General features: G+C 36.7%; 24 protein-coding genes. 18 read left to right on the top strand and 6 right to left on the bottom strand.

The genetic code is table 11. The annotated features are described in order from the left end of the window. The first annotated feature begins 186 nt into the window (after positions 1-186). Positions 187-1,374: a hypothetical protein gene (locus MKY08_RS10700; protein WP_256093195.1), complete on the top strand. Its 1,188-nt coding sequence runs from the start codon at positions 187-189 to the stop codon at positions 1,372-1,374. Positions 1,375-1,382: 8 nt separating this feature from the next. After that, entirely contained in the window at positions 1,383-3,146 is a 1,764-nt protein-coding gene (gene recQ / locus MKY08_RS10695; RefSeq protein ID WP_069512580.1) for a DNA helicase RecQ, read from the top strand. Between the two features lie 78 nt (positions 3,147-3,224). Here the strand turns inward: recQ and msrA are convergent, their stop codons facing one another. Next, entirely contained in the window at positions 3,225-3,746 is a 522-nt protein-coding gene (gene msrA, locus MKY08_RS10690) for a peptide-methionine (S)-S-oxide reductase MsrA (RefSeq protein WP_081327984.1), read from the bottom strand. Positions 3,747-3,920: 174 nt separating this feature from the next. Here msrA and MKY08_RS10685 point away from each other — a divergent pair, with 174 nt between their 5' ends. After that, positions 3,921-4,871, top strand: coding sequence for an LCP family protein (locus MKY08_RS10685; RefSeq protein ID WP_069512581.1), 951 nt, complete (start codon positions 3,921-3,923; stop codon positions 4,869-4,871). A 63-nt stretch (positions 4,872-4,934) separates the two neighbouring features. Further along, positions 4,935-6,134 carry an AI-2E family transporter gene (locus tag MKY08_RS10680; RefSeq protein WP_069512582.1) on the top strand — a complete coding sequence of 400 codons (1,200 nt, stop codon included), beginning with the start codon at positions 4,935-4,937 and terminating at the stop codon, positions 6,132-6,134. A 111-nt stretch (positions 6,135-6,245) separates the two neighbouring features. Here the strand turns inward: MKY08_RS10680 and MKY08_RS10675 are convergent, their stop codons facing one another. Beyond that, complete coding sequence (locus MKY08_RS10675; protein WP_069512583.1) at positions 6,246-7,412, bottom strand: aminotransferase class I/II-fold pyridoxal phosphate-dependent enzyme; 1,167 nt, start codon at positions 7,410-7,412, stop codon at positions 6,246-6,248. Positions 7,413-7,659: 247 nt separating this feature from the next. Here MKY08_RS10675 and MKY08_RS10670 point away from each other — a divergent pair, with 247 nt between their 5' ends. Beyond that, the gene (locus MKY08_RS10670; RefSeq protein WP_069512584.1) at positions 7,660-8,472 is read left to right on the top strand and encodes a hypothetical protein; all 813 of its coding nucleotides are present in this window, start codon (positions 7,660-7,662) and stop codon (positions 8,470-8,472) included. Between the two features lie 45 nt (positions 8,473-8,517). On the opposite strand, the gene MKY08_RS10665 is transcribed toward MKY08_RS10670, so the two are convergent. Further along, positions 8,518-9,312 carry an enoyl-CoA hydratase/isomerase family protein gene (locus tag MKY08_RS10665; RefSeq protein WP_069512585.1) on the bottom strand — a complete coding sequence of 265 codons (795 nt, stop codon included), beginning with the start codon at positions 9,310-9,312 and terminating at the stop codon, positions 8,518-8,520. Positions 9,313-9,670: 358 nt separating this feature from the next. On the opposite strand from MKY08_RS10665, the gene MKY08_RS10660 reads away from it, so the two are divergent. Then, entirely contained in the window at positions 9,671-10,546 is an 876-nt protein-coding gene (locus MKY08_RS10660) for a tyrosine-type recombinase/integrase (protein WP_069512586.1), read from the top strand. 44 nt (positions 10,547-10,590) lie between these two features. Here MKY08_RS10660 and MKY08_RS10655 read toward each other — a convergent pair whose 3' ends face one another. The 3 genes from MKY08_RS10655 to MKY08_RS10645 all read right to left on the bottom strand — a co-directional run bounded on the left by MKY08_RS10655 (position 10,591) and on the right by MKY08_RS10645 (position 13,913). Further along, positions 10,591-11,445: a transglutaminase family protein gene (locus MKY08_RS10655; protein ID WP_069512587.1), complete on the bottom strand. Its 855-nt coding sequence runs from the start codon at positions 11,443-11,445 to the stop codon at positions 10,591-10,593. A 61-nt stretch (positions 11,446-11,506) separates the two neighbouring features. Beyond that, a complete protein-coding gene (locus tag MKY08_RS10650) occupies positions 11,507-12,469 on the bottom strand; it encodes an alpha-E domain-containing protein (protein WP_081327985.1) in 963 nt (320 codons plus the stop codon). Further along, the gene (locus MKY08_RS10645) at positions 12,423-13,913 is read right to left on the bottom strand and encodes a circularly permuted type 2 ATP-grasp protein (RefSeq protein ID WP_069512588.1); all 1,491 of its coding nucleotides are present in this window, start codon (positions 13,911-13,913) and stop codon (positions 12,423-12,425) included. Before MKY08_RS10645 ends, MKY08_RS10650 begins: the two co-directional genes overlap by 47 nt. A gap of 76 nt (positions 13,914-13,989) precedes the next feature. Here MKY08_RS10645 and MKY08_RS10640 point away from each other — a divergent pair, with 76 nt between their 5' ends. The 12 genes from MKY08_RS10640 (at position 13,990) to MKY08_RS10585 (ending at position 26,224) form a co-directional block, all read left to right on the top strand. Beyond that, positions 13,990-14,403 carry a hypothetical protein gene (locus tag MKY08_RS10640; protein ID WP_069512589.1) on the top strand — a complete coding sequence of 138 codons (414 nt, stop codon included), beginning with the start codon at positions 13,990-13,992 and terminating at the stop codon, positions 14,401-14,403. A 331-nt stretch (positions 14,404-14,734) separates the two neighbouring features. Then, positions 14,735-15,691, top strand: coding sequence for a tyrosine recombinase XerC (locus tag MKY08_RS10635; RefSeq protein WP_069512590.1), 957 nt, complete (start codon positions 14,735-14,737; stop codon positions 15,689-15,691). A 76-nt stretch (positions 15,692-15,767) separates the two neighbouring features. Then, entirely contained in the window at positions 15,768-16,271 is a 504-nt protein-coding gene (locus MKY08_RS10630) for a DinB family protein (RefSeq protein ID WP_176723209.1), read from the top strand. Between the two features lie 319 nt (positions 16,272-16,590). Continuing rightward, positions 16,591-16,740, top strand: coding sequence for a hypothetical protein (locus MKY08_RS10625; RefSeq protein ID WP_024361697.1), 150 nt, complete (start codon positions 16,591-16,593; stop codon positions 16,738-16,740). A 200-nt stretch (positions 16,741-16,940) separates the two neighbouring features. Further along, positions 16,941-17,096, top strand: coding sequence for a transcriptional regulator (locus tag MKY08_RS10620; protein WP_069512591.1), 156 nt, complete (start codon positions 16,941-16,943; stop codon positions 17,094-17,096). Then, a complete protein-coding gene (locus MKY08_RS10615) occupies positions 17,093-17,263 on the top strand; it encodes a hypothetical protein (RefSeq protein ID WP_024361699.1) in 171 nt (56 codons plus the stop codon). The genes MKY08_RS10620 and MKY08_RS10615 overlap by 4 nt, the downstream gene beginning before the upstream one ends. Positions 17,264-17,622: 359 nt before the next feature. Continuing rightward, a complete protein-coding gene (locus tag MKY08_RS10610; protein WP_069512592.1) occupies positions 17,623-19,344 on the top strand; it encodes a GGDEF domain-containing phosphodiesterase in 1,722 nt (573 codons plus the stop codon). A gap of 305 nt (positions 19,345-19,649) precedes the next feature. Further along, positions 19,650-20,159 carry a GNAT family protein gene (locus tag MKY08_RS10605; protein WP_069512593.1) on the top strand — a complete coding sequence of 170 codons (510 nt, stop codon included), beginning with the start codon at positions 19,650-19,652 and terminating at the stop codon, positions 20,157-20,159. 315 nt (positions 20,160-20,474) lie between these two features. Further along, positions 20,475-20,936, top strand: a complete 462-nt coding sequence (locus MKY08_RS10600; RefSeq protein WP_069512595.1) for a hypothetical protein — start codon at positions 20,475-20,477, stop codon at positions 20,934-20,936. Positions 20,937-21,187: 251 nt separating this feature from the next. Then, positions 21,188-23,230 (top strand): helix-turn-helix transcriptional regulator, encoded by a 2,043-nt coding sequence (locus MKY08_RS10595; RefSeq protein WP_069512596.1) that lies wholly within the window; start codon positions 21,188-21,190, stop codon positions 23,228-23,230. Between the two features lie 365 nt (positions 23,231-23,595). After that, a complete protein-coding gene (locus tag MKY08_RS10590) occupies positions 23,596-25,764 on the top strand; it encodes an acetate--CoA ligase family protein (RefSeq protein ID WP_069512597.1) in 2,169 nt (722 codons plus the stop codon). Between the two features lie 4 nt (positions 25,765-25,768). Continuing rightward, the gene (locus tag MKY08_RS10585; protein ID WP_069512598.1) at positions 25,769-26,224 is read left to right on the top strand and encodes a MaoC family dehydratase N-terminal domain-containing protein; all 456 of its coding nucleotides are present in this window, start codon (positions 25,769-25,771) and stop codon (positions 26,222-26,224) included. Positions 26,225-26,259 lie beyond the last annotated feature (35 nt).

Below are 26,259 nucleotides of genomic sequence, written 5' to 3'. Positions count from 1 at the left end.
TCAAAAAAATTTTAATTGCAAGGGCAGTAACGGCAACTTAACATGTCGTTACTGCCTTTTGCTCGTTTAAAGAGTGCTTCTTGAACAGAAAGAACACTTCGAAAAGTATGACAAAATGCTATTTTTCTTTAATGTAAGTAGATAAATTTTTAAAAATGGCCTTATTTTAACGGATATATTTCAATAATGATATTATGTAAACTTGAAACAAATGACATCGTTGTTTATGATAGTAAAGAAAGAAGTTCGATAGAAAGTATTGGTGAACAAATGCGAAAAAAGATGCTTATCGTTGGAGCGGCAACCCTCCTGTTAACAGGTTGTGGTGATCAATCTGTTGCCGACATGTTTAACAAGGAAAAAACAGCAATTAAATCTGACAAACCCGTCGAGAAACAAGAGGAAAAGCTTATTCCAGAGGTGACGGTTGTAGGGGAGAGCGCTATTGGCGCGGGTATTATTGTGAAGAAAGACCCTTCGATGCTCTATATTGTAACAAACGGAGCGTTGGTCGCATCAAAACCTACTGCCCTTGTGCAATTTAGTAACGATAAACTTGTAGAAGCTGATGTACGCTATATATCTACTGCTTATAATATTGCTATTTTACAAGTGAAATATAATGCGTCGGTCAATGTTCCAACTGTATTCAATGGCAAGTTGGATCACTTGGCCGTGTATGTCGATGGCTTACCCCACACAATCAAAAGATATAGTGACAAGGTCGCTGCTTATTATATAGATGTAGACCAAGCTTTACCACCCGGTAGCCCTGTGATGGAGGCAGAAAATGGTCAAATTGTGGGCGTTTATTTTAATCGACAGCAACAGGGCGTTTCTCAACCATACATATTGCCACTTCAAGATATAGTACAGTTACTTGATGAATGGATTACTGACGGCATGAAGGCAAAGGATCGTTTGTCTCAATCTAAAAATTTGTATGCTTATAATGAAGTCGGTGACAAAGAAGCGGTGCAAAAAATACTTGATAAATACGGGAAGAATATTTTTGCCTATAATGAGGACGAGGTAAAAATATTTATTGATACATTTCATGAGCATTTAAAGGCGGCAGTTGCGATTAATGATGCCAGTGTGATGCAGTCTGTTACTGGTGCAGAGGATTTACAGCATACGCTGAAAGATATGGTTGCTTATTATGCGTCCAAGCAAGCGAAAATCCATTTTTCTAATACAACTATTAAACAGATAGAGAAAGTAGGGCAAAATATTATTGTGCGTGCAAAAACGGAATACGTGCTGACCAATTCAGCGGGACAGGAAGCACTTGCACATTCCATCATGACCTATGAGATTTTCAAAAATGATCAAGGCGATTACAAACTAATTCGCCTTATAGCAGAGGAGTGAGAAAGAGAATGGAGCAAGCAAGACAAATGCTACAGCATCACTTTGGTTATGATTCGTTTCGCACCGGACAAGCGCAAATTATTGAGCAAACATTAAGTGGGCAGTCGAGCCTTTGCGTGATGCCGACAGGTGGAGGAAAATCGATTTGCTATCAAATTCCGGCATTAATGCTTGATGGTTTAACGATTGTGATTTCACCGTTAATTTCCCTAATGCAAGATCAAGTTGAGTCATTGCGAGCAGCGAATATACCGGCGGCTTATATCAATAGTACGTTATCAGCACAAGAAGTGGATGAAACGATGCAGCTAGCGAGTGGAGGTTATTTGAAGCTGCTCTATATTGCACCGGAAAGATTAGAAAGTGCTGCCTTTTTACAAGCATTATCACAATTATATGTACCATTGCTAGCTGTAGATGAAGCGCATTGTATTTCGCAGTGGGGCCATGATTTTCGCCCCAGCTATCGCGCCATTCAAAAATTATTTACATTATGGGCACAACAACCCACTGTGCTTGCCTTAACTGCTACAGCAACTCCTGCTGTCTGTGAGGATATCCGTCAATTATTATCGATTGACGAAAAGGCAACACTCATTACAGGCTTTGAACGTGAAAACTTAGCTTTTACGGTGTTAATCGGTGAAAATAAAGAGCGCTATATTAAAAATTATATTGAAAAAAATAAATCGGAAGTCGGCATTATTTATGCGGCGACACGTAAATCAGTTGATGCATTGTATGACTCACTGACACGTGCGGGTGTGTCGGTTGCAAAATATCATGCAGGACTGTCAGAGAACTTGCGTATGACTGAACAAGAACGATTTTTAAAAGATGAGGCTCGCATTATGATCGCAACCAATGCGTTTGGTATGGGAATCGATAAAAGTAATGTTCGCTTTGTGATTCACTATCAAATGCCACGTAATATGGAGAGTTATTATCAAGAAGCGGGCCGCGCAGGGCGTGATGGTTTGCCGAGTGCTTGTATTTTGCTCTACGCTTCAGGGGATGTACAAACACAACGTTTTTTAATTGAGCAGACACGTGATGAAGCGCGTATCGCACAGGAATTAGAAAAATTACAAACGATGGTCGATTACTGTCATACCGAAGGCTGCCTACAAAATGCGATTTTAACGTATTTCGGTGAACAGGCAGCCGCACCTTGTAAACGTTGCAGTAATTGTCAAGATAACCGGGACGTAAAAGATGTCACGGAAGATGCACAAAAGGTATTAGCATGTGTTGTAAGAATGGGACAAAAATTTGGCAAAACAATGGTAGCACAAGTATTAATAGGCTCTAAAAATCAAAAAGTTCTTGAATTTGGATTTTCAAGACTTTCAACATATGGCATTTTAAAAGGGCAATCTTCGAAGGAGGTTTCTAATTTTATCGAATTTTTAATTGCGGAAGGATTATTAGCAGTTAAACATGGCACATTTCCAACAATTTATGTATCGGAGGAAGGAAAATCTGTTTTGTTAGGCAAGCGAACAGTTATGCGAAAACAAGCTGTTACGGTTCGACAACTTGCAGATAATGATCCATTATTTGAACACTTACGCATATTACGCAAAGAGATTGCCGATGAAGAAAAGGTACCACCATTTGTCGTGTTCTCTGATAAAACATTGCGTGAATTATGCGATAAAAAGCCTTCAGAGCTGGAAGGACTTAGACAAGTGAGTGGTATTGGTGAAGTGAAATTCGAGAAGTATGGCAAGCGTTTCTTTGATGCAATGCAGTCGTTTACCTTAACTTAATGAAAAAAGAATCCATCTTGTGTTTTTCACACGATGGATTCTTTTTGTATGATTTAGAGAAACTGTCTTTGATTTCTATTATTTTTTCCAATGTTCCGCAATAAATTCATCACGTCCTGATACCGCTCGATCTTGTTTATAATGGTTCGGTTCTTTTTTGTAATAGTCTTGATGGTAATCTTCTGCTGGATAAAAGTGTTGAGCATCACGAATTGTGGTTACAATAGGTTTATCGAAGCGACCACTATTGGCAAGCTTTTCTTTCGATGCCTGCGCAATTCTTTTTTGTTCTTCAGAATACGTAAAAATGGCCGTTGCATAGGATTCGCCCCTGTCGTGAAACTGACCGTAGGCATCTGTAGGGTCAATTTGCATCCAATAAATATCAAGTAACTGTTCATAACTAAAAATAGTGGGATCAAATTCAATTTCGACTACTTCTAAATGACCTGAGTTGCCTTTTTTAACGTCTTCATATGTTGGATTTTCTAAATGGCCACCCATATAGCCTGATGTAACCTTATGTATGCCGTCCCATTCTACAAATGGCTTTACCATACACCAAAAACAGCCACCTGCAAACGTCGCTTTTTCTATCATATTCATCATCCTTTCTTTTGTGAAAATATTATAGCATTATTTTGTTCATTACTGGCAAATAGGGTGTAAAATAACGAATAGATAGATGCTGATGAGGATAGTAGGAGAAAAATGAAACTTTCCTTACTTTCAATCGTTACATTAACTATAAAAAAATAGAGGAGTTAGTTCGTTATGGAAGAGCAAGACTATACAAGACGCTCACAACGTCCTAAGAAACGTCGATTGCGTAAAGGAAGAGCACTGTTTACGTTCTTATTACTCTGTGTCATTGTCATTGCTGGATACAGTATTATGCAATATCGAAGTGGTTTGCAATTAGCTACAGACACGTTGGTACCCCAAGAAGACTTTAGTGGAGACGAAGTAAAGGACGATATTGAGAACTATTTATTATTAGGAATCGATACACGCGGTGAGGAGAAATCGCGAACAGATACAATGATGGTATTATCTTGGAATAAGAAAACAAACGATGTGAAACTAGTATCATTTATGCGGGATATTTATGCAGACATTCCCGGCTATCAATCCTATAAACTAAACACGGCGTATTATTTAGGCGGTGTTCAACTGTTAAAAGACACATTAAGTAATATGTTTGGTTTACCGATTCACCATTACGCACTTGTCGATTTTAAAAATTTTGAATCACTTGTAGACATTTTAGCACCTAATGGTGTGGAAATGGATGTAGAAAAGGATATGTCGGAAAAAATTGGTGTTACCCTTACAAAAGGTACCCATAATCTAAATGGGCAGGAATTACTTGGCTATGCAAGGTTCCGTCATGATGCGGAAGGGGATTTTGGCCGTGTTGCTCGTCAGCAAAAAGTGATTGAAGCATTAAAAAATGAAATATTAGCACCACAAAATCTATTGAATTTACCTAAATTCATCGGTGCCGCACAAGGTTATGTAACGACTGATTATTCATCTGCAGGTGAAATCCAACAAGTTTTAAAAATGGTGTCTAAAGGGAAAGTATCAATCGAGAAAGCGACAATACCTATTGAAGGTAGCTATGATTTCCAAAACTTTAGCCATGCAGGATCTGCTATTGTGATTGATGAAAAGGCAAACAAAGCGTTTTTAAGTAAATTTTTAGGAATTTCCTTAGAGTGAAACTTCGCAAAAGCCAACATTATCCTGTAAAATATAGGTGAGCATTCGGATTGGGGTGAGTAGATGAGTGAAAAAAGACCGAGGGAGCATTCAAACTTCTTTTCGACGAAGTTTATTCGCTTTTTAGGTGGTAAAAATTTATTATTTACGTTAATTATTTTATTATTACTCGCATGTGTCATTTACATGTTTGGAAAAGTTTCCTTTATATTTACCCCGCTACAAGTATTATTTGAGGTTGTTATTTTACCAGGGGTACTAGCCGTAATCGGGTATTATTTATTACGACCATTATTAGGAATACTTGAAAAGTGGCGTATCCCAAGAATTTGGGGCATTTTAATTTTATATATTGGTGTAGTTGGCGTCATTACTTTACTTGTCGTGTTGGTCTATCCATTTTTACGAGATCAATTTACGAATTTAGCACAGGAATTCCCTGTCTATTTTATGGCACTAACACAAAATATAGTGGAATACTTAAATAACTCACGTGTTAATGAGTATTTAGCCAATATGGATTTTAATTATGAAAAAGTTGTTATGAATTTTACGACAGATATTATTGAAACAGTAAAAGATACAGCGGCTAATTTAGCACAAGGTGTTGCAACAGGGATAACCGGTTTTCTTTCAACTTTAACAGGCATTATTTTATCGCTTGTAACGGTACCATTTATATTATTTTACTTATTAAAAGATGGCGAGAAATTACCGAAATTTGTTATGAAAATATGCCCGCCTCGCATGCGTCCAGGTTTACATGATGTTTTACACGATATGGACAAGCAAATTAGTTCTTACATACAAGGGCAAATTTTAGTGTCAATGTGTATTGGGGCAATGGTCACAATTGGCTTCTTAATTATCGGCATGAAATATGCATTGCTACTTGGTTTTTTAGCTATGATAACAAGTGTAGTTCCTTATTTAGGACCAGTCATTGCAATTACACCAGCTGCTATTATTGCGCTTGTTAACTCGCCATTAATGCTTGTTAAACTAGCCATCGTCTGGACGATAGTGCAGTTAATAGAAGGGAAGTTTATTTCTCCGCAAATTATGGGGAAATCCTTGAGCATCCATCCTATTTCGATCATTTTCGTCTTGCTAACAGCAGGTTCATTATTTGGTGTACCGGGAGTAATTTTAGGGATTCCAGGCTATGCAATTTTAAAAGTACTCGTCACACATTTATTTAAGCTATTTAAGCAACGATATAATCGCTACGAAGATGAAGTAGTACAAAAATATGATGTGTAACAAAAAACAGTTACTGTGAGATACAGTAGCTGTTTTATTTTAGCAATACCAAACGGAAAAGATAAAAAGCATGTGCAAGGGAATCATCCTTATCACATGCTTTATTAAATATTAGGAAATGGAAACGTTTTTTAGACGATCTACTGCTTCTTGTAAGACCTCTTTTGGCTGAACAAGAGCAAGTCGTAGGTAGCCTTGCCCTGCTGTACCAAACACTGTTCCCGGTACTGTTACAACACCAATTTGTTCAATTAGCTTAAATGCTAAATCCGTGCAGTCGATATCGTACGGATATTTTGCCCAAACGAACATGCCACCATCAGAAGGAGCTGCATCCCAACCAAGTTCACGTAAGCCATTCATTAACGTTTTATGACGCACTGAGAATGTTGCACGTAAGTTCTCTGTAATTTCTTCCGCGTGGTCTAAAGCAACTACCGCCGCATCTTGAATTGGTTCAAAAATACCGAAGTCTAAATTCGATTTGAGTTGTTTTAAGACAGCAATCATGTCAGCATTCCCAGCAATATAAGCAATTCGTGTGCCAGCTAGGCTAAAGCTTTTTGATAAGGAATTGATCTCCATCCCTACTTCTTTTGCACCTGGCGCCGCTAAAAAGCTTATCGGGCCGTCACCAGTAAAGTAAAACTCTGAATACGCCGCATCATGTAGCACAATCACATTATATTTTTTAGCAAAAGCAATGACCTTTTCGAAATACGTAAGAGAAGGCATAGCTGGTACAGGATTACCTGGTAGATTTAAGATAAGTAACTTGGCCTTTTGTGCAACTTCTTCTGGCACAGCGTCTAAATCAGGTAAATAATCGTTATCTGCTGTTTGGGGCATATAGTAGGGTGTGGCACCCGCTAGATGAATGCCTGCATCGTAAGCGACGTAAGCTGGATTTGTTGACAGAACGATGTCTCCTGGATCACAAAAGGCGATTGGTAGATGGACTAAGCCTTCTTGAGAGCCGATTGTTTGAATAATTTCAGTTGTAGGGTCTAAATCGACATTGCTACGACGTTTATAATAACGGCTAACTGCATCATAAAAACGTTGTGTGCCAGTTAATGTGTAGCCATATGATTCTGCCAAGCCTGCTCTGTAAGATAAATGCTCACGGATTTTTGCATGTGGTGGAAGGTCAGGGCTACCTAAACTTAAATCGATTAAAGACATACCTTTTGCTTGTTGTTGTTTAGCAAAGTTCTTTAAATCTCCGAAAATTGCTGGTGTAAATAGAGACATTTTTTTTGATGGTACGATTTTCAAACTAGGACACTCCTTATAGTTGTATAACAGAATAGTAGTACACATTTTATCATACTAAAGCACAGAAAGGGGAAGTTATTCTGAAAAAAGAATATATTCTTGTAATGGAGAAGATGCTTGCATAGGCTAGCGGAAAAAATTAAGCTTAAATGACAATATTTTTGTACAAAATAATAACGGGTAACGATGCTAAATGATAGTAGCGATATATTTCTGCTATTATTAAGCAAGGAAGGTGGTTTTTTAGATGAAGGTATGTTCTTTAAGTGGACCAAGTGGAACAGGAAAAAGTACAAGCGCGCTCGTTTTTGCACATAAAATAGGAGTACAAGCCATTATTGATGACGGTTTACTCATTGTCAATGGCGTGAAAGTAGCAGGGATTTCTGCGAAGTTTGAAAAAAATACGATAACTGCTGTACGACGTGCGATTTTTTCAGAAGAAGCGCATCGTGAAGAAGTCGTTAAAGCTCTCGATACATATCATGTTCAATCTATATTACTTATTGGTACGTCTGATAAAATGACGAATAATATTGCCAAGCGCTTGGAACTAGGGCCGATTGAAACGTATTATTATGTTGAGGATATTCGCTCTCAAAAGGAAATCCAAAAGGCGCGATTTATTCGCCAAACGCAAGGAAAACATGTTATGCCCATACCGTACCGTCAAGTCGAGCAAAATTTCTTTAAACGACTGGTGCAAAAGGGGAAGGAAATTTTCACACCTAAACGCGAAAAAATCGGTGAAACAACCATTGTGCGTCCTGACTTCCAACAGGAATATATTGAAATAGAGAAGCAAGTCTATGTGCAATTACTAACCTATACTTGTAAACAGCAAGATATTGTGCAAAAAGTAGAACAAATACAGTTTAGCCTTGGAGAGCAGGCAAAGGTCATAATATCTTTGCAATTAAAGATGCCGATAGATTATTCATTGCCCCGTCGCTTATATCAGTTACAAGAAGACGTACAACAGTCTTTTTACCAGCATTTTGGCTACGAACTAGATGGTATCAATGTTCAAGTGCACTCTGTTGTACAAAAACGAAAATAAAAAACAGGTACTCTAGTCGCAATAGGGCGAGTGAGTACCTGTTTTCTATTTTGATGCGCGTGAAAATTGAGGTTGACGCTTTTCAACAAAGGCACGGCAGCCTTCTGTAAAATCACTGCCTACAAATGGTGTAGAACCTTGCCATAATGTTGGTACACTATCGACACATTCTTGAACAGATTGCTTTACAGCAAGTAAAGATTCTGGAGACATTCCGGCTACCAGCTTGCCTATTCGAATCATAAATTTATTTAAATCTTTCTCAGTTACTAAATAGTTCAGCATACCCAGTTTAAAGGCTTCATCGGCTTTAAACATACGACCTGTAAATACCAAATCCTTCGTTGTAGATGGGCCAACAAGTTGAACAAGACGCTGGGCAAATTTATTGTTTAATGTGATGCCCAATTTGCCTACAGGAATGCCTAATTTTGCTTTTTCAGAGCCGATGCGAATATCACATGCTAAAGCAAGTTCTAACCCTGCGCCCATTGCAGGACCGTTAATAACACCAATTGTTGGAATCGGTAAACGTTCAATCGTTGATATTGTTTTTTCCATATGTAGAAAAGCTTCTTCTGCCTTTTCCAAAGAAATAGCGTTGAATTCTTTAATATCAGAGCCTGCTGTAAAATTCTCACCAGAGCCTCGTAAAATAAGCACTTTATTTTTAGGATTATCTAACACTTTTAGTGCAATTTTAGCTAATTCATCCCACATATTTGCGGTAAGCGCATTTTTCGCCTGTGGTCGATGGATCGTAATAATCGCGAGTCCAGCCGTTTCTTGATAAATAATTTTCGCATCCTCAGCCTCAAGACGAGTTGTTCTTACTTGCATAATTGAAAAGCCCCCTACAATTTAAGTTGATACTTATATTATATAACACAAAGGACAATAAACACTAAATAATACGAATTTTCATGTTTTTTCAACCTGTTACACAAGATTAATGGCATTTTATAGAGATTGTACTACAACAGATAATTGCTATTGTAATAAAGCATAAGATATGAGAAACTACTATAGGAACATTTGTTTCTTTATTTCGTAAGGAGCATCGTGTACAGAAAGATAAGTTTAATCGATAATTACAGATTATCCGACACTACTCTATTTAAAGTTAAATAATACCTCACGCACCATAAATATTATAAAATAAAACTATCACACGTACAGTAAACAAGGAGGGCGCATGATGGTACCATTAAAAGAAGCATGGCAAAGTTATTTATTACTATTAAATTCTTTAAAGAAAAGTACTGCTACAAAAAAACAATACAACCTTGATGTACAGCAATTTTTAGCTTTTGCAAGTGAACATAATATTCAAATGTTGGATAAACAATTTAAAGAATTATTATTTATATATAGTAATTATCTAAAAGAAAACTATGAAAATGTTAATACTTTTAATCGGAAAATAGCGTCACTCCGTAGTTTTGTAGACTTTGTATTTTTGCGAGAATGGGTTGAACCGTTTGATTATGAAAGCATTTTACAGCCAAAAAAGAGGGGCAAGGATTCTTTAAAAGTGCTGACAAAAGAGCAATTGTTAAACATTTTAGAAGTATGGCCGACCTATTTTCGATATGCAAAAACACCTGAGCATGCTTGGCTTGCAAGACGGAATGGTTGTATTGTACAAATGTTTATCGAAACGGGTTGCAAGCCTGCTGAACTTGTCCGTATGAAGTGGGGGCATCTTGAAATTCCATCATCACATATTTCGATTTCAAACCAGAATGGCAGAAGAGAGATGAGACTTTCACCTATTTTGATGGAAATGTTACAGCATTATAAAAATGCGACGGAAGATATACATCAAGGGAATGTAGGGGAGTGGCTTTGGGTCAGTGAAACAAGTCTTACTAAATCGATCACGACAAAAACAATTGAACGGATTTTTCAAACACTATCAAAAGATATTGGCACAAATGTACGAGCGACGGATGTTCGTTACACGGTGCTACAGAGGGCGTTACAAAGTGAGGAAACGGTTGAAAACATACAACAAAAAATGGGATATGTTCGAAAATGGGTATTAACAGAACGAGGAGAACGTTTTAAGTAAGTGTGCAGCAATTGTCTCTCAAGCACAAATTGCTGCACTTCTTTTTAAAAATGGGTTAACGCTTTTACTTGAACTTTTACCGTTAAATCATGTTTACCGCCTGTATAGACGCCTTCGACAGGGCTAATATCGGTATAGTCACGTCCGATACATAAAATAATGTGATTTTCTAGTACTTCCACATTATTAGTTGGGTCTAACCCAATCCAACCAATACCAGGAATCATCACTTCAACCCAAGCATGTGTTGCTATATCTCCGATTAAACCTGAATTTCCATCGACATATAAATAACCGCTTACATAGCGAGCAGGTATGCCTTTAGCACGCAGTATAGCGAGCATAACGTGCGTGAAATCTTGACAAACTCCTCGTTTTAAGGCAAAGGCTTGGCTTGCAGTTGTCGTAACATTCGTTGCTGTTGGATCATACTCAAATGTTGAATATAAATATTGCATTAAATTAAGCGAAAACAGCACTGGATTTTCTGCGTGCCCAATCGCATGAAACACTTCCTCTATCTGAGCATCTGTCATATACGTAAAGCTTGTTGATTTTAAATAGGGCAAATAATGTTCGTAAAAGAGCTGGGAGTGAAAAATCGTCTGCATTTCGGGTGAATATTGAATGCGATGAATAAATGGTGCACGCTGTATACTAACGATGGATGTTGTTTCTATTTCTAGCACTTGATGTTGCTCAGGGATATAAAATGTACCGACTGTATTTCCCCAAATATCTGCATGCTCACGCGTTAGAGAAGATGGTGAAATCGCGATACGGTAGGACAGCAAGCGTTGACGCTCATCACCCCGCGGCTTTAAGCGGATAGTATTCAAGCTTTGATCGACTTCAGATTCATATTGAAAAATATTTGTATGTTGAATTTCAAATTTCATCGTGTCCGCTTCCTTTTGATTACTGACTTGCGTGTTGAAAGGGAGCTGTAAGTGGTTCCTTTCAAGCTTGTAGGCTGGGTTCATATAAATGATAAATTGCTGAAAATGTATGACCAAAATCAATACATTGACACAATCTTTCCTCCATTGAAAATATAGCTTCCTCTAAGGAAACTGTTGATAAATCGAGCTCGCTAATGGCCGTTAACAAAGCTCGTAACGGTGTATTAAGTGCTACAAAACGAGCAGTTAGATGGTCTTTTTCAATATGCATAAATGCATCCTCTAATTTTTTAAAACAGACCTTCACGGAGCGTGGAAAATGCGCGTCCTGCAATAAATATTGCATAACAGATAGTAAATTTGTTTGATGATACTTACGTTTATAAGACGCTGTCGCTTTTGATAAATCAAGCAAAAATATCCCATCGGCTTCTTCTATATTGCTAGTCATTGGTTGTTGCTCCAGCATGATTAATATCATACGGATCATCTTTTCTGCTCGTTCAATCCATTTGCCGACTTGCATAAAATAAAAAGGTAAATCTCGTTCCATTGAGTCTTCAACTAGTCCTGTAACCGTTAATGATGTCTTACGTACATTGTGTAAAAAATAATTTAGTGATATTAACGGAAATGGCCGTTTCTGCACCGTTACTTCTTGCTGCATATATAAATAAAAGGCATTGTGTAATTCCCAAAGCTCAATAGGGATACTATCCCGTGTTATTCGTGCATTTTCTCGAACGGCGCGCAAAGTTGCATGCAAAGCGTTGCTATTGTTCTCTGAGAACAACAAGTACTCAATAAGAGGATTCACTCGAATGACTTCATAGCATGCTAGAAATTCTTCTTTCGAAGCACAAATATCTAAAATAGCTTCCCAGTGGTCGAGATAATCATGTTCCTTACCAGATTGCTCCAGCATATTCAACAGCTGTACTTGTAATATATGTGCATTTGTTTCTGTGCGTTCACTATATCTTGCCATCCAATATAGTGCGTCTGCTACTCGACTTAGCATGCGGCAATTCCTCCTTTAATATCCACGTATCTTTTGCTCCGCCACCTTGTGAAGAATTTACGACTAACGACCCTTCTGTTAGCGCAACACGTGATAAGCCACCTGGAAGGACAAATATCTCTTCACCTGTAATGACATATACACGCAAATCGACATGACAAGGATAGAATTTGCCATTTTGATAGGCAGGTGCGCGTGATAACTGAATGGTCGGTTGTGCTATATATTGATTTGGTTGGCTTACTATTTTTTGTCGAAAGCTAGAGATTTCTTCAGCACTTGCATGTGGACCAATCAGCATATCGTAGCCACCTGAAGCACTTACATTTTTTATAACAAGCTCGTGTAAATGTTTTAGTACCCATGCCCGCTGATTTTCATCATCAAGATGGTAGGTCGTAACATTTTCTAATATAGGCTCTTCATTTAAATAAAAACGAATCATATCAGGGACATAGGCATACATCGCTTTATCATCTGCGACACCGTTGCCTACTGCATTTAGTATTGCAATATTTCCTGCCTTATAGGCCTCCATTAAATACGGCACGCCAAGTAAAGAATCTTCCCGAAAGACAGTAGGATCTAAAAAGTCATCATCAATGCGGCGATAGATAATATCGATTTGCTCTAATCCGTAAATTGTTTTTTTATAAACTTTTAAATTTTGCACAATTAAATCGCGTCCTTCTACAAGCTGAATATTTAGTTGTTGCGCTAAAAAGACATGGTCGTAGTAGGCTGAATTATACATACCAGCAGTTAAAAGGACTGCTTTCGGTTCAACATGAGCCTTTAAATTTCGTGGTCGATGTGAAAGTAGTGCTTTTTTCATGTTGGCCATTTGTTTTTCGAGCGATTGAATCGTATGTTTGGAAAAAAATTCAGGATACACTTCCTTCATAACATAACGATTTTGAAAAACGTATGAAATGCCGGAAGGATTACGTAAATTATCTTCCAATACGCGGTAAACACCGTTTTGATCACGAATTACATCAATGCCAGCTAAAAAAATATGATTATTTATTGGCACTTGAACACCCAACATTTCTCGACAATAATAGGAATTTTGTTCGATAAGATTTTTGGGAATAATGCCAGCAGTTACAATTAACTGTTCATTATAAATATCATGTAAAAAACAATTTAACGCTTTGACACGTTGTTTCATACCTGTCTCAATCATATGCCATTGTAAATGCGGGATAATAATCGGTACAAAATCAAAAGGCATTGTCCGTTCTGTCCCCCCTTGGGCACCATATACAGTAAATGTAATACCTTGTCTAAGGAAGCTCGATTGGGCTTGCTGGTATTTTTCTTCTAGCTGTTCTTGTGAAAAAGCATTTAGTTTACGATGGAAGGAGCGATAATGCGGTTTCGGCTGGTCACCATCTAACATTTCATCAAAAAAAGAACCCGAATCATATAATTTCATCATGTGAACCGCCTCCGAATTTAAGGAATAGTCAAAACATGTTACACTAAAAAGAATACATAAAAGGAGCTAGTAAAAAATGATCAACATTAACTTAATGCAAGCTTATGAGTTAGACAAGCTATCGAAACTAGGTATATCTGATGAGGAAATCTTACAGACATTGCGAACTGGGGAAGTATCGTCATGGTGTACAAAGGAACCAAATTATGAATTTCAAGAAACGCTGGCTCTTTTTCAAGAAGGGGAGCACCAATTATTGGACGCGCTGCATGGTAATTATCGAATAAAATATGTAACATTACCTGGCATTAAGCGTTTACTACATCTTCGCTTTCAATTAGAAGAAACGAAGGACTTTCAATTGGAAGAAACAGGTATTCAGGATTTAGCGTGTGACGAAGCCATAATTTCGAAGCTTCATACCATGTTGTCGACCAACTGGAAAATAACACAACAAACGAATGGTACATATAGTATTTTCGCTAATTAACTACAAATAACCAAATAATTCCACGCGCATTGTGAGACGAATCGACTCGTATCATTACCCACTGGATCATTTTTCGATTCGTCTCAGCGTATAGTAGTATACTAGAGTTTAATATTCATTTTGCGAGGCGTTTATGCATAAATAAATAGACCTTGCAAAAAAATTTCAAAAAAAGATGATTTTTTAACAATTAGAAAATCGTCTTTTTTAATCACCAAAATAAGAACATATGTACGACGTAGGGAAAAAGGGCATTTTTCATCAATAATGTTCCCAAATTTATATTTGGGAACGTTTTTTATGGTAAAATAGAGAAAATAGAGGTGATTTTATGCAAAAGAATCCACAACCTAAAATAATGAAAGACTTCTTAGTGTACTTAACAACAATCAAAGGAAAGTCCCAACGCACTCGAAAAGAATATGAATACGATCTCACTTTATTCTTTCGTTTTCATTTAGCCATGCAAAATGATATAGATATCGCGCAAATAAACGAAATTAATATAGCTACTATTACAATAGAAGAAATCCGTGACATCACTTTGGAAGATCTCTATTTATTTATGGAATATTGTGAAGTACAACGTAATAATTCCGCTTCCGCAAGAGCGCGGAAAGTCGCTACCTTAAAATCGTTTTTCAAATACATTAAAGGAAAGCGACGCCTTATTGAAGAAAATCCAGCAGAAGAGTTGGAAACACCAAAGATTGGTCGTAGAAAACCGATATATATGAATATGGACGAGGCGACACAGTTTATTGAGGGTATTCAACTACATGGCGCATCGCCACGGAATTATTGTATGATGATGTTTTTCTTAAATCTCGGTATTCGCGTATCTGAACTTTGCCAGCTCAATACATCATCTATACAAGGTCGTTATTTGACCGTAATCGGAAAAGGAAATAAAGAGCGCACAGTTTACTTAAATGATAGTTGCATGCAAGCGCTAAATAATTATGAACAGAGTGGGAAAACGCCATTCAAGGGGGAAGGAGAAGAACCTCTTTTTGTTTCGCAAAAAGGAACACGTTTTACACGACAAACCGTAGCCAAAATCGTTAAGCAAATCAATAAACAATCGGGTCTGCAAAAGGATAGGCTTACACCACATAAATTGCGTCATACATCAGCGACAATGATGTATAAAGCTGGGGCAGATATTCGTAGCTTACAACATATACTAGGTCACTCCAGTGTCGCTACAACCCAAATCTATACCCATATTGAGGACGAGCAATTGCAACATGTTTTGGAGAATAACCCTTTTAATATTGTTGATTAATAGCTAGCGTAAGAGCATACGAACAAGTACGATGCATATATACAGAGTAGGGTCTAAAACTGAAGGGGGAAAATATATGATTTCATCATATCTTGAACAATTAAGTGTTACGAGAGAACAACTATTAAAGGAAATAGAAGTATTAAACGATGCTCAATTTAATCGAAAACCCGATGCAAACAGTTGGAGCATTGCTCAAATATGTCATCATTTAGTGCTAGTAGAAACTTCAACAATGAAGGCCATTTCATGGGGGTTAGCCTCTCAAGAAAATACCAATCCTGAACGGATCAATGTTGAACTAATGAAAGATCGAACAAAGAAGCTCACAGCACCCAAAATTGTGGAACCGACGGAGGAACCATTCGCTGTCCAGCAAATGGTGACACTATTATATGAAACAAGAGCGAAACTAACGACATTTTTGCTTCAACTAGAAGAGCCGTCCTTACTTGCTAAAAAAGCTGTGAATCACCCAGCCTTCGGACCATTACCACTCAATCAATGGATTGAGCAAGTGTATTTGCATGAACAACGACACATTGAGCAAATACATGAAATGAAAGGAATTGTCATTTAAACTGTACTAGGAGTTACGATGAAGAAAAGAAAGCTAAAACCAATTATGAAAAACAGTTTGAAAGAACTAAGAAATTGTGTGTTAACAGAAATTATTTGGAATATCATTCTATGGATTCCGAGACAAATTTTCCGTTTACTAAAAAATATACTGTAAAATTGTATCAAAACCCGAGTTCTGTCGTTTCTTACACAGAAGTCGGGATTTTTTAATTTACAATTCGTTATGAATATTTACTTGACGAACAGCATAATCTGTTATATATTAATTAAAAATAAAAACAACTGTTATAAAACAGATTGTACAGGAGGAATAGTCTATGTCAAAGTATCGAGATGGTTATGAGTTTTATTGTGAAATGTGTGAACGTTATGGGCTAGAGCCAATTTCATTCCGTTATTACATTATCCAATTATCCCAGCAACAACTTTCAGCTTATAATATGCAAGCGAAACAACTAGGAATTTAAAATAATCGCAACAAAGGATGTGGTTGTAACGGACGCCAAAGTGAATAGTTTATGAAAAGCCCAGCCATACTAAATACATGGACTGGGCTTTGATTAATATGAAAGAAATTTCAGAAATATTATTGACTCGAGTTGATATCTGTTATATATTATTTATACAAACAAACAACTGTTATAGTACAAAGAGAAGAGGAAAATGGATGGCACACTATAGAGAAGGTTATGAGTTATATTGTAAAAAATGCGAGCAATTTAATTTAGAGCCTATCAATTTTTATTATTATATGAACAAGTTATCTCAGGAGCAATTAGAGTTCTACAATGAAGCTGCACACGAAAGGAAGTTATTGGCATGACGGACTATCGACAAGGCTATGAATTTTACAGACAAATATGTGATCAACATGGATTAGAACCCATAAACTTTCACTACTATATATTAAACTTATCACAAGAACAACTGGATGCTTACAATGAACAAGCAAAAATTGTGGGAGGTCAAATTGAATATGAAGTCTCTTAACATGTAAAAATGCCTTGCTGCCAGCTGCGACAGTAGGGCATTTTTAATTTTTTTAAAGTACCGATTTTATTGTTTTAAAGGTAAATAGTATAATGATAGTTTTAATAGTAGTACAAATGTAATTATTGAGATTGGAAAATTGTCGAATGAAGTGCGTTTAAAGTCATTCTTTTTTGTCTAATTTATTGAAATCTATAAAATTAGATAATTGTAGATTATATATTTGGGTTGAATTAACTGCTTTTCTAAGACTATAATATAATTACATAAAAAAGGGCCAGCTACCACAACTTTATACCTCACTATTATGTAAAGAAAAAGTACTAAACCCTCTTATTTTAATGAACGGAGAATGAAAAATGATGAATATCACGCCTGGTATTATTAATCAAGTTAACTACAGCCTGAAAGAATTACAAGATATTTTTTCAGCAATGAATAGTTCGATCATTGTTGCTATTACAGATCGGACCGGAAAAATAACATTTGTTAATGATCATTTTTGTAAAATTTCGAAATATAAGCGTGAAGAATTAATTGGACAAGATCACCGTTTACTAAACTCCGGTTTCCATCCTAAATCTTTTTTTAGGGAAATGTGGAAAACAATTGGTAAAGGAGATATGTGGAATGGTGAGGTGTGCAATCGCGCTAAAGATGGTAGCTTATACTGGGTGAAAACAACAATCATTCCTTTCCTCGATGATAATAACAAACCTTATCAATATATTGCCATTCGAGTAGATATTACCGCACAAAAGGATATTAAGAAAATTACCCATATCGCTTATCATGATGAATTAACAGGGTTACCAAACCGTCGTAAGTTAGAACAACGTTTAGAAAATGAATTCCATCAATCTCGACGTACAGGTGAGAAGTTTGCGTTATTTTTCATTGATGTGAATCGTTTTAAAAACATAAATGATGGACTTGGCCACATCATCGGTGATATGTTCCTTGTGGAAATGGCAAATCGTATTCGTAATGTAGACTACACATCCAACTCTTTCTATCGCCACAATAGTGATGAATTCGTTATGATATTAAATGATGTTTCACGAATTGAAGAAATGGCAAAAGAAATAATTGGGGTTTTCGATGATAGCTTTATTGTAGACGCATACGAATTTTATGCAAGTATAAGCATTGGTATTAGTGTTTTTCCGGATCATGCCAATACAATAGAAGATTTATTAAAAAATGCTGATATAGCGATGTATGCTGCAAAATCAACTCGAGGCAATCAATATCGACTCTATAGGCATAATATGGATGAGGCCAATGACAAGTGGTTACTACTTGAAACCAAACTACACCAAGCATTAAAAAAAGATATACTAGAACTACATTACCAGCCAAAAATCGATATAAAAACAGATCGAGTTGTTGGGATGGAAGCTTTACTGCGTTGGTACGATCCTGAATTAGGACAAATGCCACCAGATCGTTTTATTCCGTTTGCTGAAGAATGTGGACTTATCAATGATATTGGTGTTTGGGTATTACATAAAGCTTGTGCACAAGTATGTGCATGGAACAAAACATTTCATTCAAATTTAAGCGTTGCTGTCAATATATCTCCCATTCATATTAGCACACCTGGTTTTGTTGAAATGGTCCGTGATGTCATTGCGGGAACAAAAATCAATCCGCATTTATTAGAAATTGAAATTACAGAGATGAGTATGCTTGACTATACGGAAGATTTAATTGATACCATTGAACAGTTAAGAGCATTAGGGATTACTATTGCGTTAGATGATTTCGGAACAGGCTATTCATCCTTAAATTATTTAAAAAAATTCCCAGTAGATGTGTTAAAAATCGATCGCGCGTTTGTTCGTGATATTTTACCAGAGAAAACAGGGATTGCAATGATTTCTGCAATGATTTCGTTAGCACATGCTTTAAATCTCCAAGTAGTCGCAGAAGGTGTTGAAGAAGAGGCTGAATTAAATGTACTGCGTGAACATGGCTGTGATTTCGTACAAGGCTATTACTTCAGCAAACCACTATCAGTGCAAGACTTTACAACAACGATTTTAAATCAATCGCTAACAAATAAATCTAGCTCCTAAATGGGGCTAGATTTATTTTTATAATTATAGTTTACATAATAATATTATTTTATATTGTTGCTACAAGAACATCATGGTATAATTTGGTTTTAACAAGTTGCATTCAAGAAAATTGATTCAATGAATAATAAATCGACATTGCTCTTGTTAAAAGAACGGTAGGCGTGCAAACAACAAGAATTACCAGCTAAATTGATTGCATTAAATCAAAACGATAATGAAATGGGAGTAGCTGCCAATAACATATACCTATTTTTAAATTTTTGTTTAAGTAAGACGTCAAAAATGATAATAGGAGAATCCTGATGATTGAATTGAAAACAGAAAGATTAAGAATACTACCATTAAGTGCAGATAATCTAAGATTCCTTATTGAGAATCCCAAAAAGTTAGAGCTACAATTATCTCTAAATGAATCAGGTCGTTTTCTAACTATGGAACTTCAACAAGCTATGGAAATTCGACTTTCTAAGTTACTACGTGATAAGGAAAATTATATTTGGTATACCAATTGGGTCATCGTCTCGCATAGTCTAAATTGTAGTGTTGGAGGAATTATGTTAAAAGGACTTCCAAACAACCATGGTGAAGTCATAATTGGGTATTACACTTTACCTGAATATCAAGGAAACGGCTATATGACAGAAGCAATTGGAACAATGAAAAATTGGTTGTTAAATCAGCCTAATGTGAAGTTCGTTATAGCTGATACGGAAAAAGATAATATCGTATCCCATAGAGTATTAGAAAAGTCTGGTGCAAAACTGTATAAAGAAACAGATGCATTATATTATTGGAGATTTACGAAAAAATAATGACTTTTAAAAAAGAGCCTTCATATCAAAAAATGAAGACTCTTTTTGCTATAGCGAAATATAAAATGAATTATGAAAATAATAATGAGGTGAGAAAATGGGCAAATTTTTTGTACCGTCAAAAGGCGTACTGTCGTGGAAAGAATTCCTTGCAGACCCTAGAAGCAATGGAAAAAAGGATACTCTGCTTTTGAGTTAGCTGTTAGTTGGGAGAATGCGCATAATTTACCATACACCGTTGACAATGTATTTAAAAATAGCAACATTACTTTATTTCAAAATATTGAAGTATTATATGGGTTTCCTGAATACAAGGTGCCTTTACCTGGAGGAAATGCAAGTTCACAAAATGACCTTTATATACTCGCAAAAGCGCATAATAAACTTATCCCCATTATGATAGAAGGGAAAGTAGCAGAACCTTTTGGAAAAACCGTTGATAGCTGGTTAGGAGACAACCCAAGTGAAGGAAAAAGGAAAAGATTAGCTTATCTACTCCAATTATTTGCTTTAGAAGAAGAGTCGGTGAAAAAAATAAGGTATCAGTTATTACATCGAGCAGCATCCGCTTTAATAGAAGCGAACCGAGTAAATGCTAGTAATGCACTAATGCTAATCCACTCTTTTAGCAAGACCGCCGAATGGTTTGAAGATTTCGTAGCATTTGTTGAGCTATTTCATATTTCCCCGAAGCAAAATACGATTGTTGGTCCAGTGCAGTTTCAAAATGTAAATTTGTATTTTTGTTGGATAACAGATGTAAATAGTATTATTTAAGTGGGTGCTTTTACGAGCATAATGTAAAATTAACTGAATAATAGGCATCGGATTTTACGAGCTCGTTTGCCTACACGCTAAGACTTCATTACTTTTTAATGAGGTCTTTTCCTATTCAATAGATGCACATACTTTACCACTATCCAAAATATAAATATAGAATATTCTGTTAACTGGTGTTAAAATGACCTTTATACACATATAGTACAAGTTATAAGTCATCTGTGTTCGCTTTTTTCAAGGAGGTATTCATGATAAATAAAAATGATTACGACAATGTTGCCTTTAACCAATTGGAAATGCTTCGAAATGAGATTAATCGGACTACAATGAATCGAAAGTTGGTCAATAAAATTGATAACTATTATGTACTTTGTATCTACGAACAACAGAAAATAGCGAGTAATGATCAAGCGACAAAAGCGATTACATGGACTAAAAATGTGATATCGAACTCGTTTGTTATTTGGGATCGTACCTATAAAGAGAGTGAACAGTTATTTATGAACTTACGAATTTCTTCTAGAAATCGTGTTATCACTGAAATAGCTAAAAACATCGTTTCCTTTTTACTGCAAAATTATGAGGACCAGCTAAATGAAACACAGAAGCGGACTTCGATGCATCATAACGGACTTCATTACGAGAGATATATTCATCGAATGGAGCAAATGATTAAAGCAAATACATTTCTAGGAGAAGATAATGCGTGGGAAGAGTTTTGCTCGTGGTTTCAAGTCTACTTAACAGAGTGGGTACTGGAAGAACTAGAAAGTACATTAGGCTCTGAAAAGGTACATCAAATGAGCAGTCAGGAATTAAATCACGTATTTTTTCAGCAAATAACGAAAAATCTATCAACTAATGAGGCATTTATTTCAAAATATACAAATATCGTCAATCATTATATGGCGCAATGGTTTCATACTATTATTGCATTAATGAAGCTCACGAATCTAAACGCACAAGAAATTGCTTCCATGCTTCAAATCGCAAACTCAAATCACGAGGATACCTTACCACATAGTAAAAATCTAATCTTGTCATTAGGGGTAGAACAGCATCTCCATGTTATGAATAATGCACCGTATCAGTATGTCCGAGAAGCATTATATAAAAATAGTTTTCAATCTATTGACAATACGCCTTGGCCGACTACAGCATTAGTCAAAGGGAATGTAGAAGGCATCATCCAATTACGTCCTTATCTATACACTGATGGCTCTATCGACACGCATACAATGATAGAACAAGCCCAAAATCTAGCACAAAGTTTAACAGATTTAGACGTTGATATGTTTGATGCTTTATGTAGTATCTTTCTATCTAAAGCAAGGTATACAGAAGATATTATTGAAATCCACTTTAATGATTTATTGAGGATTCGTGGTTTAAAGCCGAAATTAGGAGGCGAAGGGCGACGAGGTGGGTATGAGCAACAACAAAAAGACAAAGTTTTGCAATCGCTTACAAAAATTCAGAGCTTATGGCTTGAATTAAATAAAGCTACTATTTATGAAAAAGGTAAGCCTGTTCAAACACAACTACAAGGACGAACATTTCTTTTTGTCGATGAATACCGAAATGAATATAATATTGCCCATATAGATAATCAAAAAACATTTACAGTTACAGTCGATAAAGTTTTTACAAAGTATCTTTATGGCTCTGGAAGACAAATTGCTTTGTTACCGATTCAAACGTTACATTACAACCCCTATAGTCAAAAGTGGGAAAAAAGATTGGCACGCTATTTGAGTTGGCGTTGGCGAACGCAAGCAAGAAAGAGCGATTTCTTACAGCCAAATAAAATCCGAACATTGCTAGAAGCTATTGGGGAAAATATTAATGAACGTACACCCTCCCGCACGAGAGATCGCTTTGAAAAAGCGCTGGATCAATTACTCGAAGATGGCGTTCTTTCTGCATGGCATTATCATAAATGGGATGAATCCATTGCCAATCATAAGGGATGGGTGCGCTTATGGTTAGATGCTACGATTCTTGTTGAACCACCAGAACTTATCAAAGAACAATACCGCTCCATTGAAAAGACAAAAAATACAACACATTCTGCAATTGGTTTCCAATATAGCGTACAACATACAGAAAAAGGGGCTACTATTGGCCATCAATTGCGAGCCATACGCAAACAATTTAATCTATCGCTTTTACAAGTTTCTGAAGAACTTGAAATTTCACCTTCATATATAAGTAATATCGAGCGAGGTATCAAAACCCCTTCTGTCAAAATTCAAAACAACATTAAGCGATGGCTTCAAAAATTTCATTAAAGAATATTGTATTTGCATAAAGCTGCCTATCTATCGTTTGAATACGGTATATAGGTAGCTTTTTTTATACCCACCTATATCCGCTTTTTTTGTTGTGTGATAATCTTCATTTTGCAATTTTTACTGTTATCCTCCCCTTAAGTCGAGGTCATCGTGTGTAGATGTCGTGGTTAATGTGTGCATTAAAGAAAATAAAAATATTTTAATCCTTGCCTTGCCTATGCTTTTCACCTATTTTTCTTTTTTTCACTCCCTAATAATTAAATTATTTTACAGTTTCTTTTTTTCATTGTCTTGAAAGCACGTTCGATACAATGGACAACATAATCAAGTGATTTTCTATTATTCGAAACCGAGGTGAAATAATGAAGAAAGAATTGAAAGCTTATGAATCGCTAGAACCTTTGTTTAATCCAAAGTCTGTGGCAGTACTGGGCGCCTCTACCAATCCATATAAAATTGGCTATATTCAATTGAAAGCGCTAATAGATGGTGGATTTAAGGGAGACATTTATCCAATTAATCCGAAAGCTAGTGAAATAGAAGGTCTGCCATGCTACCCTTCGATCACAGCTGTGCCCGATGAAGTAGATTTAGCCATATTTTGTGTAGGGGCAGAGCACATTCAGGATAATCTCCAAGTATGTGCCAAAAAGAAAGTGAAAGCTGCCATTATTTTCGCATCTGGTTTCGCTGAAATTGGTGAAGAAGGGGTCATGTTACAACAAGATTTAGCGACCATTGCGAAAGAACATGGCATTCGTATTATTGGCCCGAACTGTGTAGGGCTAGTGAACACAACGAATGGTATGATTGGCACATTTTCACCAGCGATTTTGGCAGTGCCATTGCATGAAGATAAAGCAGTGGGCTACGTTTCGCAAAGTGGGGCATTTGGCGTTTTAACGTATATGGCCGCTGCACAAAAAGGGTTAAGCTTTAATTATTTTGCAAGTGTCGGCAACGAAATGGAAACAGAATTTTCGGATGTAGTGGAATATATGATTCATGATCCCAAAACAAAAGTGATTACAGGCTATTTAGAAGGGGCCAAAGATATTAAGAAGCTTCGACGTTTAGCAAAAGAAGCGCTGAATCGCAAAAAGCCAATCGCGTTAATGAAAACGGGCAGAAGTACAGCTGGCAGTAGAGCAGCCGCTTCACATACAGGCTCCTTAGCTGGTTCAGATTTAATTTATGATGCATTTTTTAGACAAAGTGGCATTGTCAGAGTCGATGATTATGAAGATATTATTACTTTTTCAAAATTATTTTTATCCAATCGACTACCACAAGGAAAAAATACGGTGTTAATTACTAGTTCTGGTGGACGGGGCATTAACGAAGCAGATCGCTGCGAAGGTTTAGGCTTAAACATTATACCACTAAGTGAAAAGACGAAGACAGAGATTAAAAAGCACATTCCTTCTTTCGGAAGTGCCAGCAATCCAATCGACTTAACGGCAGCCGCTTCAGTAACCAATCCCGAGCTGTATATCGCGCCATTACGCGCACTCATTGCTGATCCAGAAGTGCATAATATTATTTTAACGGAATTTCCATTGTACTGGGAGGCGGATAATCCATACCTTCAGGAGTTTATTGAGCTATGTAAAAACTCCGATAAATTCGTTTTTATTACAACATTCCCATTGGACGGTATGTCTGTTCCTAAAGGGAAAGAGACGCTTGAGAAAAATGGCATTCCCGTTATACCAGGTGATTTAAATCCAATTAAAGGTTTAGCGAAGCTTGTGGAATATAGCGAAAGTTATCGAAAGCATCAGCAAAAAATGCGCCAACAGGAGGACACGACAATCAAGCGGATAGACATTGCACATATCCGTGGAACAACACTAAGCGAAGCACAAGCGACTGACATACTAGATGTCTATGGCATTCCAACAACGAAACGTACGGTGGCTACTACGGCAGAGGAAGCGGTCCAATTTGCCAATGCCATTGGATATCCCGTTGTCTTAAAAGTCGATTCAGCAGATATCCCTCATAAAACAGAAGCCGATGCTATTCGTCTTAATGTACAATCAGCGAACGAAGTAATGAAAGCGTTTACTGAGATTTATCACAATGCGAAAACCTATAAAGCAGATGCGCAGATCAATGGCATTGCCGTACAAGAAATGCTACCAGAAGGAACAGAGGTGATTATTGGCGCGACAAAAGACCCGAATTTCGGTCCTGTCGTTATGTTTGGATTAGGCGGTATTTTTGTTGAAGTCTTTAAAGATATTTCATTTAGGGTAGCACCACTATCGAGAGCCGATGCCGTTGAAATGATTGAAGAAGTAAAAGGGAAAGCGCTTTTAAAAGGGGCTCGTGGCAAAGCGCATAGTGATATCGAAGCCATTATTGATGTCTTACTCAAGGTATCACAGCTTGTTACCGAAAATGAAGCGGTGATAGAAGAATTAGACATAAATCCATTAATTGTTTACGAAGACGGTGTAAAGGCGGCTGATGCGATGATTGTCATCAATAAAGATTTAATAGAAAAGTCAGTAGTCGGGAGGTAAATAGATGGAACTAGATCAACGTTTAATTGGTTTAACAGGACCACACTATGTTTTTGAAGTAGAAAAAAGGCATATTCGACAGTTTGCAGAAGCTATCGGCGATCCAAATCCATTATACGTAGATGAAGCCTTTGCTAAATCAAGCATTTACGGGGGTATTATTGCGCCCCCGAGCTTTCCAGTTGCGATTGGTGCTGACAGTGGACAGGGCATTAACTTGCCATTGGATTATAGTCGCATGCTACATGGTGAGCAAGAGTTTATTTATCAGCGTCCAATTCGCTCTGGGGATCGTTTGCATTGTCAAATGAAGGTAACAAACGTCTACGAGAAAGAAGGAAAAAATGGACCGATGCAGTTTTTAGTAATGGATACAGAAATGAAAGATGAAAACGGGGAGCTTGTCGTAATTAGTCGCACCAATATCATTTATCGCGCATTAGCCAGTGCTAAAGCATAACAACACTGTTGAACGAAGATTTACGCTCTTCGTTC

Origin of the sequence: Lysinibacillus sp. FSL M8-0337, assembly GCF_038593855.1 — a bacterium.
In the GTDB taxonomy this organism is placed as follows: domain Bacteria; phylum Bacillota; class Bacilli; order Bacillales_A; family Planococcaceae; genus Lysinibacillus; species Lysinibacillus sphaericus_D.
The sequence above is the reverse complement of the archived record's forward strand: the minus strand, read 5'-3'. Positions and strand labels throughout refer to the sequence as shown.